The organism is Flavobacterium fructosi (assembly GCF_042787335.1).
GTDB classification, from domain to species: Bacteria; Bacteroidota; Bacteroidia; order Flavobacteriales; family Flavobacteriaceae; genus Flavobacterium; species Flavobacterium fructosi.
This window is the reverse complement of record NZ_JBHZQA010000007.1, coordinates 31,842-44,808: the sequence shown is the minus strand read 5'-3', so window position 1 is coordinate 44,808 and position 12,967 is coordinate 31,842. Positions and strand designations below refer to the sequence as shown.

Genomic DNA, 12,967 nt, shown 5'->3' with positions numbered 1-12,967 from the left:
TCAGAAGCTTTTTTTATGCCCGTTATTTAAGAAATCTCTTTATATTTGAAGATAAAACGCCACATTTTGAAAGCAAGAATCGCCATAATATCTCTATTGTATATTTTTTCGTTCCAACTTTATTCTCAAGAGTTGCTCCCTTTTGTTGAAAATTACAGCAAATCAAATTATCGGGGCGATAATCAGATCTGGAATGTAGCGCAAGGAAATGATGATGCTATGTACTTTGCAAATAATTACTATTTGTTGCGATATGATGGCGTTAAATGGGAGAAAAACACTTTACCGAACAAAACAATCATTCGTTCCATTATGGTTGATGGCGATAAGATTTATTCTGGTTCGTACAAAGAATTTGGGTATTGGTTTCGAAAAAAAGGAAAGATGCATTACGTTTCAATTTCCAAAGACAAGAAGGTTTTTGATGACAATAACAACGAAGAAATTTGGAAGATATTTAAATTCAACAACACTATATACTTTCAGTCCTTTAACGGAATTTTTATGTTTGATGGAAGAGCCATCAGGGAAGTAAAGTTTCCTTTTCTAGTTTCTTATTGTTTTCTCGTAGACAATCAGCTTTTGATTGCTTCCGTAGAAAAAGGAATTTATAAAATGAATAATGGTCATATTGAAAAAGTAAACGGCCTAGCTGTTTTAGAAAATAATGTAATTCATGGTATCCAAAAATATCAAAATAAAACGTATTTTTTCACGAAGAAAAATGGTGTATATATCCTGGAAAAAGGTTTTTTAAGTCCCTGGAAAAATCCCTTGAATGCTATTTTGAAAACGGCAAATATTAATGTTGCTCAGTTTATCAAAAATAATAAACTGATTATAGGGACTGCAAATAAGGGAGTCTATGTTCTAGATTTGAATGACGGTTCATATAAGAACATCAATAGGAATAATGTTTTAATGAACAATTCTATTTTAAGTATTGGTCAGGACAAAGAGAGCGATTTGTGGCTGGGACTGGATAATGGTATTGCACACATTGAAGTCAATTCACCGATTTCTATTTTTTATGACAGTTCTGGGATTTTGGGTTCTGTTTATTCTGTTGCCAGCACTTCAAAAGGTTATTTGATGGCTTCTAATCATGGTGTCTTTAAATATGAGGACAAGCAATTCTCACTTATTCCAAATACGCAAGGACAAGCCTGGAATATCAGTAAAATAAATAGTAAATATCTCGTAGGTCACAATGAGGGGACCTTTATTTACGAGAACGGATTGTTCTACAAATTAAGCACTATAAATGGAGGCTGGAATTTGGTAAAAAGTAGTATCAATAACTCCTATCTGCAAGCTACTTACAGCGGTGTAATCATATATAACGATGCTAATGATTTGAATCAAAAAACAGTCATAAAAGGAGTGCAAAAGCCGATAAAATATGTGGCACAAAATAGAAAAAATGAAATATGGGCTGCGGATAATAATAGAGGATTATACAGAATTCTTTATGATGATGCCTATGAAACCATCAAAGTTGAAAACGTTACTCAACGTAGCAAAATTACAAATGATTTTGGTGTGAAAATTTTTGAGTTTCGAAACGAAATACTGTTTCTAATCGATAATTCTTGGTATACCTATAATTCAATTACCAATCAATTAGAAGGGAATGAATTGTTTAATACGAATTTCAAAAATGCCTCCGATATTGTTGCAATTGATGAAAATAACTTCATGGTGCTTCAAGACGGACTTTTATATCATATTTATGCAAATGGTAATAAATTCATCAAAAATAGTATTCAGGAGAAATATTATAAAGGAAAACTTATTAATGGCAACTTGAAAGTATTCAAGAATAACGATCGTTATCTTTTGAATCTGGATGATGGTTTTATTTCACTTCAATTAAAAAATAAAAATAAGAAAGCGACTAATATAAAAATAGAGGCTTTCAATGATAATATATTGGTAGAAAACACATCAAAAATCAAGCATAATTCGGAGCTTAGAATACATGTGATTTCAGGGATTTATGGAGCGAGAAGACCTGATTTGTTTTATAAAGTAAATGGAACTAAAGAATTCATTCCTATTAAAGAGGGTTTAATTATTTTGAATAACCTTAGCAGCGGTTCCCACGATGTAACGATTTTCGGTAATGATGGATTACATTATAATAAAGCGGCAGATTTTCAATTCATCGTCGCTCAAGCATGGTACTTTTCATTTTGGATGATTTTAGCATATCTTATTTTTATGGGATTGATATTATATTTGTATTACAAATGGAACAAGATAAAATATATTCAGAAACTAAAATTTCAGGAGGAAGAATTAAAACATCAAAAGAAAATTCTGGAGATGGAATTAAAAGCAGAAAATGAGCTTAACTTACAGGAATATGAAAAACATATTTTAGAATTAGAATTGCAATCAAAATCATCTGAAGTTGCAGGGAAATCGCTTTCGATTGCCAAGCAAAGTGAAATGATTGAGAATATTCAAGGAATATTAGATTCTGAAATAGATTTCAATAAATTAAAAAGTGAAATCAAAAAAGCAATTAAAATCAATGCAGTGAATAAGCACGAATGGGAAACATTTGAAGCAAATCTAAATCAAATTCACAATGAATTTATAATTAATCTGTCTAAGAAATATCCAAACCTTACTTCTAAGGATATTAAACTTTGTATATATTTAAAAATGAACCTTTCCTCGAAGGAAATTGCACCCATGATGAATATTTCTTTCCGTGGAGTGGAGCTTCACCGCTACCGATTAAGAAAAAAATTGAACCTTGTTCAGGATGAAAATCTATCTAAGTTTTTATTAAATTTGTAAAAAAATATTATTTTTTATCGACATTATGCTATTAAAGCGAATTTTTTATTAAATCACAGTACATCATTACTACATCATTAAGATGTAGTATCGTTCAGATTTCCTCCTATAGCACCTATATAACATTGATTTCTTGTTTTAACTTTACATTTTGATGTATTCATGTAGTAACTTCATTTAGCTTACTATAACGTTGTAATTATTTAATTTGGTCCCACTAACTTTAACAAATTATTAATATATGAGAAATTTTATTTTTAGCTTTTTAGCGCTCATTTTACTTCCGGCCTACATGTCTGGTCAGGTAATCAAGGGAAAAGTATTAGATAAAAACGGAATTGGAATTCCAGGTGCAATGATTGTAGCTACTGATTCTAAAACTTCAGCTGATACTGATTTTGACGGAAATTTTAATATTATTGCCAAAGTAGGTGAGATGTTAAAAGTCAGTATGGTAGGTTTTGATGCTTTATCAATACCTGTAACTTCAAGTTCTATGTCTATAACGATGAAAGAATCTAAGGATACTGAATTGAAAGAGGTTGTAGTAATTGGATATGGAACCAGAAAAAAGATTGATAATACGACTTCTATCACTTCAATAAAAGCGGAGGAAATATCTAAGACTAAAGTGTTGAATGCTTCTCAAGCAATACAAGGAAAGGCTGCTGGTGTTCAAGTAATTTCTTCTGATTTGCCAGGCAGTGCTCCTTCAGTTATTATCAGAGGTTTAGGTACAGCATTGGGAGGAAGAACACCTTTGTACATTGTAGATGGAATGCCTACTGAAAATATCAATAATATCAATACCAATGATATTACCTCTTATGAAATATTGAAAGATGCTTCTTCATTGGCAATATATGGAACCAGAGCTGCAAACGGAGTAATCATTATTACTACCAAAAAAGGAAAGGGTGATAAGGTTTCTGTTGAATTTGAAAGCTATGCTGGTTTTAGAGAGCCTTTGAAAAAAGTAAAAATGGCAGGAAGCAATAAATATGCTCATTATTCGAATGCCGCTTTGCAGACGACTACTTTTTCTCAAGATCAACCGGTTAATACAGATTGGTTTGATGCTATTACTAGAACAGGAACGTATACTCAAAATAACGCTTCGGTTTCTGGATCGACGGAAAATATTAAATACTTTTTCAGTTTAGGAAATTACCAAGAAAAAGCAATTCTTAATGGATTAGATTACAGCCGTACCACTTTTAGAAACAACAACGAATTTAAGCTTTCTAAAAAATTGACGTTAAATCAAAATTTAAGTTTTGGTTCAACGAATTCAACTCCAAAACCTTTAAGTGCATTTACCAATGCGTACAAACAATCTCCAATAGTTCCTGTACGATTTTCAAATGGGCAATATGGTGTTTCTTATGTAGGAAACGATGGTTTTGCAGGAACATCAGGTTCTTCTTTTAATAATGTTGGGAATCCTGTGGCTCAGTTAGATTATTTTAATGAGCAACAACGAAGCATAACATTACAAGGTGGTTTGAAATTAGATTATGAAATTGTAAAATCATTAAAATTTACTTCTCAGTTTAACGGGGAATATTATTCTTGGAAAAATTACAATTTTGAAGACACTAAAACCATTTGGGAATCCAATAATAATCCAGGTCAGTTAGCTACAATTATCTACCCAGCTGATAAGAATATTAATTTATTGACAAAAGGAAGAAATCAGTATTTTAATTGGAACCTATCTAATTACTTGACTTACAATAAAGTTTTTGCAGATATTCATGATATCGAATTGACAGCAGGTATTGAGACTTCAGTAAGAGGAGCAAGAGAACAATTGACTGTTGCCAGAAAAAATGTAAATGCAGATGCTAATTATTGGTCATTGGCAGGTGTTGATTACGTTGGAACGGTTACAAGTTATAGAGATGAAATTTTTAATGAAAATAAAATAGCTTCTTATTTTGGTCGTTTCCAATATAAATTAATGGACAGATATTTATTTACTGGTACAATTAGACGTGATGGTTCATCTAATTTTGGTAAAGACTATCGTTGGGGAACTTTTCCAGCTTTTGGTTTAGGTTGGATTGTTACTAAAGAGGACTTTATGGCTGATGTGAAAGGAATCAACTTATTGAAATTAAGAGGAGGTTGGGGTAGACTAGGAAATCAAAATGTACCACTTAATAATCAAGCTTATTCTTCTGGTCTTAGCTATTATTTAGGAGGTTCAATATTGAACGAAGGTACTACGGTTAATTCTCAAGTAGATCCAAGTTTATCATGGGAAATTACCGAGGAAACTTCTGGAGGTATCGATTTTGAATTATTGAACAACAGATTGAAAGGTTCATTTGATTTGTATAATAAAACAACAACTAATGTTATTTTGAATACAAGACCTTATCTGACTTCGGGAATAAGTAATTCCTCACCAGCACATGTTGGGGAAGTATCTAATAAAGGATATGAAGTTGCTTTACGTTGGGATGATAAAATAAATGACAATTTGAGTTACTGGATTGGCGGTAATTATTCTAATAACAAAAATAAATTGACAGGGCTGAAAGATGCTACGCTAGCTCCAATTACTGGAGGAGATTTAGCAAATGGTCAATGGACAAAATTATTAGATAATACCTCAATTGGTCAGCCATTAGGTAGTTTTTATATGTATGACTATGCTGGTTTTGATGCTAGTAATGGTAAAATGTTGTATTACACAGCAGCAGGTGCAAAAGTGACTCAAGATGCTTTAGATGCTAATAAAGATAAAAAGTATGTAGGTTCTATTTTACCAACTTCCACCTACGGTGTTACTCTAGGTTTAAACTACAAGAACTTTGATTTATCCGTTGACGGATATGGCACCTCTGGAGCAAAAGTGTACAACGGTAAAAAAGCACAACGCTTTAGCGGAGAAAATATTGAGGAATCACTAGCGACAGATTTTTGGACACCAAACAATACGACGGCAATGAATCCTGGACCATTTAATTTAGTTCCGGTAGCCTCTACTTATTATTTAGAATCTGGAGATTTCTTTAGAATCAATAATATTACCCTTGGATACAAAATTCCATTTAAAGGGGAATTTTTAAATGCTTGCAGAATATATGTAAATGCAATTAATCCATTTATTACGCAAAAATTCTCAGGTTTTTCTCCAGAATTAAATGGTAATGGGGATCCTTATGGAACTCAAGGTATTGAGTTGGATGCATACCCAACATTAAGATCATTCGTTATTGGTGCTAATTTAAAATTTTAATACAATGAAAAAGATATATATATCAATGTTTGTGCTATCCGCATACTTTTTCTCTGGATGTTCAAACGATTATTTAGATGTAGATCAAACCGAGTCTATTTCTACGAAAGATATTGCATTATTCAATAATGATGCAGGGGCAGCTACTTTTGTAACGGCAATCTACAGTAAGTTTTTAGATTGGAATATGACTTCATTTTCTTGGATTGGGTTGTCAAGTATTGCTTCTGATGATGCTGATAAAGGTTCTTCTCCGGGAGATACGGGTTCAGATAAAGATTTGATGGATGCGTTAACTTACAATGCGTCAACGCCATCTACAAGTGAAATTTTCGGAGCTAATTATGAAGGGATTAACAGATGCAATCAAGCATTAAGCATAATTCCACAATTAGATCAGGCCAATCCTGCTTTACGTGCCAGATTATTAGGAGAAGCTAAATTTTTACGAGCTTTTATGTATTTTACTTTGGTAAAAACGTACGGTGGTGTTCCAATTATAGATCATTTGCCAAATCCATCTTCGGATGCAGATAGAATCATGCAACTAACACGCAAAACAAGTGCCGAAGTGTATGCTTTTATCGCAATTGATTTGACAGAAGCGATCGCCGCATTGCCAAACAAATCGGAATACGCTGCTGCTGAAAAAGGAAGAGCTTCAAAAGGAGCTGCTTACGCATTGTTAGCAAAAGTAAATTTGTACCAAAAAAACTGGCAGAAAGTAGTGGACAACTGTAATTTGGTTACCGGATATTCTATTGTTCCAAATTATGCTTCTATGTTTAGATTAGCTGGAGAAAATGATGCCGAATCCATTTTTGAAATTCAAGGTACAGGTTCAGTTCCTGCTAAAGGAATCTCAGGATATTCCAATACACAAGGTGCTCGTGGTAATGGTGGATGGGGCTGGGGTTTCAATACTCCATCGCAAAGTTTAGTAAATGCTTATGAAACTGGCGATGTTAGAAAAAATGCAACAATCATTTTTAGAGGTACCACTTTATACGATGGCAGAGTTGTTCCAGTTACTGTTGAAAATGAAAGATACAACTACAAAGCGTATTCTTCTGCTTTTACAGATGCTTGGGAAACTGATGTGAATATCAAATATTTGAGATATGCTGAAGTAATTCTAATGAAAGCGGAAGCATTAAATGAATTAAACCAAACTCCTGCGGCTATTCCTTTGTTAAACCAAATTAGAGCAAGAGCAGGATTAGGGAATACAACTGCAGCATCTCAAGCTGCTGTTAGAACAGCAATCTGGAAAGAAAGAAGAGTTGAAATGGCATTCGAACATGATAGATTTTTTGATCTAGTCAGAACGGGTCAAGCAGTTGCTGCGTTTGCAATTGATGGGAAAACATTTGTTGCCGGTAAACATGAATTGTTTCCATTACCACAAGCATTCATTACGCAATCAAACGGATTATCAGCACAAAATCCTGGTTATTAATTTAAAAAAACAGTAAAAATGAAAAAAAATAAATATATTTTCTTATTTGCTTCTGTTCTGGCTTCTCAATTTTTTGTGAGCTGTAATGAGGATAGTATAGATAAAGTAAACAGTCCAATTCCTTATGAGGCAATTGGTGGGTATGAAAACTCAGATGCTGTTGCTGCCAGTAGTTTGATCGCTAAATTTAGTTTTGAGAATACTATTTCTGATTCAAAAAATAGTGTCACTGGTGGAGTTGGAACAAATGTAAGTTACGGCGCTGGAATCAAAGGACAGGCATATAAAGGTTCTTCAAATTCTTTTATAGCCTACAGTACTGTAGCCAGTTCTTTGGTAGATATAAAAAGTATTACAGTTTCTATGTGGATTAATACAAATCCGCATACAGGAGGAGCACAATCGTTATTTATGCTACCAAAAACCACAGATTTTTGGGGAAATATTTTCTCCTTGATTGAAGGTACAGGTCCAGCAAATAGTATGTTAATGAAAAATCATCTTCAAAAAGATGTGACACCCAGTATTGCTTGGTCAGGTCAGTTTATAGAGCACAGTGGTGCTAATGTTTTGGCTAATATGTTTGGAACTTGGAAACATGTAGTATGGACGTATAGTGGAACTAGTTCATCTTACAGTATGTACATTGATGGAAAGAAGCTTGATTTGCCTGCTTCAATTGCAAAACGATATGCAAGTGATCCTCTTACTGGTGGAGTTGGTTATGGCGAACTCGCTAATTCGAATGTTTCAAAATTCATTATTGGTGGATTTCAACAACATTTAGGAGCTCCTTGGGGTGCTGCTGATGGTTGGATGCTTAATTATACAGGTTTAATGGACGAGTTCAGAATTTATAAAACGGCACTTTCTGACAATGAAGTTGTTGCTTTATATAAATTAGAAAAAGATAACAGATAAAGATTTATTGACACACCTGGTTTGCATAAAACTAGGTGTGTATTTTTTAACTATTAATCCTATTATTTTATAAAGATGAAAAACGGTTTACACATAATGTTTTTTTTAATTTTTTTAAATTCTTGTTCGTCTTCATCACCTGGAGGAAATAATGGTACTGGAACGCCATTACCAACGACTCCTACTACTCCTATACCTGTTTTAACAGATACTGAAGCTATGGATCAGGTTCAAAAAGATGCTATCAAATATTTTTGGGATTATGCTGAAACCAATTCAAAATTAGCAAGAGAGCGTTACCTAACTGATGATCCAAGTTTTGAAGCTAATATAGTTACAACTGGAGGTTCAGGTTTTGGGTTAATGTCAATAGTCGTTGGTGTAGAGCGGGGATTTGTTAATCGAACTGAAGCTGTTTCCCGACTTACAACTGCTTTGACTTTTCTAGAAAATGCGGATCGTTTTCATGGTGCGTGGTCACATTGGATAAATGGAACTACAGGTAAGGTAATTCCTTTTGGAACAAAAGATAATGGAGGGGATTTGGTAGAAACCTCTTTTTTATGTCAGGGTTTGTTAACCGTTAGAGAATATTTCAAAAACGGAACTGCTGCAGAACAGGCTTTAGCCACTAAAGCAGATAATTTATGGAAAGGTGTAGAGTGGGATTGGTATACTAAAGGCGAAAATGCGTTATACTGGCATTGGTCACCTACTTACGGTTGGGAAATGAATTTTAAACTGGAAGGATACAACGAATGTTTGATTACCTACATAATGGGTGCCGCGTCTCCTACACATCCTATTCCTGCTGCAGCATATCATCAAGCTTGGGCAAGAAATGGTGCAATAGTAAATGGTGGTTCGCAATACGGAATTCCAGTCATTTTCAATTATAATGGAGCAACCGGTAATGTAGGACCTTTGTTCTGGGCTCAATACTCCTATTTAGGTTTAGATCCTACTAACTTGACGGATCAATATGCAGATTACTGGGTACTTACGCAAAATCATTCTAAAATCATTAACCAATACTGCATAGCCAATCCAAAACAATGGAATGGATATTCGGATAAATGTTGGGGATTGACTGCAAGTTATTCTCGAAATAGTGACGGATCGACAGGATATTCAGCGCATCAGCCCAATAATGATTTAGGAGTAATTTCACCAACAGCAGCCTTATCCTCTTTTCCGTATACGCCAACAGAATCAATGAAATTCCTGCATTATCTATATGATGAGAAAAAGAGTTCTTTAGTTGGAATCGCGGGACCTTATGATGCCTTTTCACCGCATTATAATTGGGTAACACCAAGATATTTAGCAATCGATCAGGGTACAATAGCGCCAATGATTGAAAATTATCGTACCGGCTTATTATGGAAATTATTTATGAATTCGCCAGAGGTGAAACAAGGTTTAGTAAAACTTGGTTTTCATTCCGGAAAATATAATTTTTAAGAAATTATGAAGTATAAAATTATAATAATTGCCTTTTTATTTTCATTGAATTCCTTTTCTCAATCAGATGTTAATGGGAAAATAAAAACCGAAATCGTTGAGAAACACGAATTAGGTTATGCATTGCACATTCCGGCAAATACCAAAGGGAAAAAACCACTGATTATTTTTCTTCATGGTTCTGGTGAAAAAGGAACAGATATCGAAAAAGTAAAAGTTCACGGTCCTTTTAAATACATCAAAAATCACGAGCTCGACGCGTATATATTAGCGCCACAATGTCCGGAGAATGAATATTGGAATGAAGAAGTATTGTATCGATTGATTTTAAAAATTCAAAAAGAAAATAATATAGATGCCAATAGGATTTACTTAACGGGTTTGAGTATGGGGGGATGGGGAGCTTGGAATCTTGCTTTTGCACATCCCGAAACTTTTGCTGCATTGGTTCCAATTGCTGGTTTTGTAGATAGAGTTCCAATGATAGAAGATTGTAAAATCAAGAACATACCTACCCGAATTTTTCATGGTCTGCTAGATGATGTTGTCAATGTCGATTATGCGATCACGATCTATAAAAAATTAAAATCCTGTAATGCCAATGTTGAACTAACCATCTTCGATGATGCGGGACACGATAGTTGGTCTAAAGTATATGACAACCAAGAAATTTACGATTGGATGTTTAAACAGATAAAAACAGATATAAAATGAAAATTAAACTAATTATACTTCTGGTAGGTTTTTCACTTTTTGGCTACAGCCAAAAAAAGACTACCAAAAAAACAGTTAAAATTAAACCAAAGACTGAATTTGTAGCAGAGTTACTTTCTAAGATGACTTTGGACGAGAAAATTGGGCAATTAAACTTGCCAACTTCGGGAGATATTACAACCGGAGCTGCCAATAGCTCTAATGTGGCTAAAAATATTGAAGAAGGTAAAGTTGGTGGTTTATTCAATATAAAGTCCGTTCAGAAGATTAGAGAAGTACAAAAGATTGCAGTCGAAAAAAGCCGATTGAAAATCCCGTTGCTTTTTGGAATGGATGTTATTCATGGTTATGAAACTACTTTTCCTATTCCGCTTGGATTATCTTGTACGTGGGACATGAAATTGATTGAAAGAAGTGCTCAAATTGCTGCACAAGAAGCCAGTGCCGATGGAATCAACTGGACTTTTTCGCCTATGGTTGATATTTCTCGTGATCCTCGTTGGGGTAGAGTTTCTGAAGGCTCGGGTGAAGATCCGTATTTGGGAAGCCAAATTGCCAAAGCAATGGTTCATGGATACCAAGGAGATGATTTGTCAAAAAATAATACCATTTTATCTTGTGTGAAACATTTTGCTTTGTATGGTGCCCCGGAAGCGGGACGTGATTACAACACGGTAGATATGAGCAGAATAAAAATGTACAATGATTATTTTCCTCCATACAAAGCGGCTGTTGATGCGGGTGTTGGTTCAGTGATGGCATCTTTCAATGAAATTGACGGAATTCCGGCAACAGGGAACAAATGGTTAATGACTGATGTTTTAAGAAAGCAATGGGGTTTTAAAGGTTTTGTGGTTACTGATTTCACAGGAATTCCTGAAATGATAGAACACGGTATGGGAGATTTACAAACGGTATCTGCTTTGGCGTTAAATGCCGGAATCGAAATGGATATGGTAGGCGAAGGTTTCCTAAAGACTTTAAAAAAGTCATTGGATGAAGCAAAAGTTAATATCGAACAAATTGATAGTGCGGTTCGACTTATTTTGAATGCCAAATATGATTTAGGATTGTTTGAAGATCCTTACAAATATTGTGATGTAAAAAGAGCAAAAACAGAAATTTTTACAAGCAGTAATAGAGCTGAAGCTAGAAAAATTGCTGCTCAATCTTTGGTTTTACTTAAAAACCTGAACCAATTGCTGCCTTTGAAAAAATCAGGAACTGTCGCCGTGATTGGACCGCTGGCTGATGCCAAAGAAAATATGGCGGGTACCTGGAGTGTGGCTACTAATATGCAAACATCAATTTCATTAGTAGCCGGAATCAAAGAAGTAGGAGGAAATGCTACAAAAGTGCTTTACGCCAAAGGAAGTAATCTGGATTATGATGCAGCTTTCGAAGAAAAAGCAACCATGTTTGGTAAAACCTTGCATCGTGATAGCAGAACGGCAGCAGAATTATTGGCGGAAGCTTTGAAAATTGCCAATCAATCCGATGTGATTATTGCAGCTCTTGGTGAATCTGCGGAAATGAGTGGAGAAAGTAGCAGCCGTACCAATTTAGAAATTCCGCAGGCTCAAAAAGATTTATTACAGGCATTATTGAAAACAGGAAAACCAGTAGTTTTAGTTTTATTCACAGGTCGTCCTTTGGTTTTAGTTCAAGAAAGTGAAACCGTTCCTGCAATATTGAATACCTGGTTTGCAGGTAGTGAAGCAGGAAGTGCTATTGCTGACGTTTTGTTTGGAAATGAAAATCCTTCGGGAAAATTGACAGCTACTTTTCCTAGAAGTGTAGGGCAGGTGCCTATTTATTACAATCAAAAAAATACAGGAAGACCACTAGGGAACAAAGAAGGAAAGTTTGAAAAATTCAGATCTAATTATATCGATGAAAGAAATGAACCTTTATTTCCTTTTGGATTTGGATTGAGTTATACCGCATTCGACTATTCGAACCTGAAGATTTCATCGGATAAAATGAATTTTAACGAAAAAGTAAACGTTACTGTTGAGGTTACAAATACAGGAAATTATGATGGTAAAGAAGTAGTTCAATTGTACATAAGGGATCTTATAGGTTCTGTTACAAGACCTATAAAAGAGCTGAAAGGATTTCAAAAAATCGCTCTTAAAAAAGGAGAAAAACAAACGGTAACTTTTGAAATTTCTGTTGAAGAGTTAAAGTTTTATAATTCAGATTTACAATTTATTGCTGAGCCGGGTGCCTTTCAAATTTTTGTTGGCACTAATTCAAATGCAGAGAAGAAAGTTAGTTTGGAGTTGATTAAATAAATTTGGTTTGTTTATTTAATGACGACCCTTCAGTATTTTTACTGGAGGGTT

7 protein-coding genes are annotated in these 12,967 nt (G+C 34.3%); all 7 read left to right on the top strand.

The annotated features are described in order from the left end of the window. The first annotated feature begins 66 nt into the window (after positions 1 to 66). The 7 genes from ACFX5D_RS11550 (at position 67) to bglX (ending at position 12,916) form a co-directional block, all read left to right on the top strand. Positions 67 to 2,811 (top strand): helix-turn-helix and ligand-binding sensor domain-containing protein, encoded by a 2,745-nt coding sequence (locus ACFX5D_RS11550; RefSeq protein ID WP_379858344.1) that lies wholly within the window; start codon positions 67 to 69, stop codon positions 2,809 to 2,811. A 241-nt stretch (positions 2,812 to 3,052) separates the two neighbouring features. Continuing rightward, on the top strand, positions 3,053 to 6,061 hold the full coding sequence (locus ACFX5D_RS11545) for a SusC/RagA family TonB-linked outer membrane protein (protein ID WP_379858343.1): 3,009 nt from the start codon (positions 3,053 to 3,055) through the stop codon (positions 6,059 to 6,061). Between the two features lie 4 nt (positions 6,062 to 6,065). Continuing rightward, entirely contained in the window at positions 6,066 to 7,520 is a 1,455-nt protein-coding gene (locus ACFX5D_RS11540) for a RagB/SusD family nutrient uptake outer membrane protein (RefSeq protein ID WP_379858342.1), read from the top strand. An 18-nt stretch (positions 7,521 to 7,538) separates the two neighbouring features. After that, on the top strand, positions 7,539 to 8,441 hold the full coding sequence (locus ACFX5D_RS11535) for a LamG-like jellyroll fold domain-containing protein (RefSeq protein ID WP_379858341.1): 903 nt from the start codon (positions 7,539 to 7,541) through the stop codon (positions 8,439 to 8,441). A gap of 96 nt (positions 8,442 to 8,537) precedes the next feature. Further along, a complete protein-coding gene (locus tag ACFX5D_RS11530) occupies positions 8,538 to 9,905 on the top strand; it encodes a glucoamylase family protein (protein WP_379858340.1) in 1,368 nt (455 codons plus the stop codon). A 6-nt stretch (positions 9,906 to 9,911) separates the two neighbouring features. Further along, a complete protein-coding gene (locus ACFX5D_RS11525; protein WP_379858339.1) occupies positions 9,912 to 10,619 on the top strand; it encodes a carboxylesterase family protein in 708 nt (235 codons plus the stop codon). Further along, positions 10,616 to 12,916: a beta-glucosidase BglX gene (gene bglX, locus ACFX5D_RS11520; RefSeq protein WP_379858338.1), complete on the top strand. Its 2,301-nt coding sequence runs from the start codon at positions 10,616 to 10,618 to the stop codon at positions 12,914 to 12,916. The genes ACFX5D_RS11525 and bglX overlap by 4 nt, the downstream gene beginning before the upstream one ends. Positions 12,917 to 12,967: the final 51 nt, after the last annotated feature.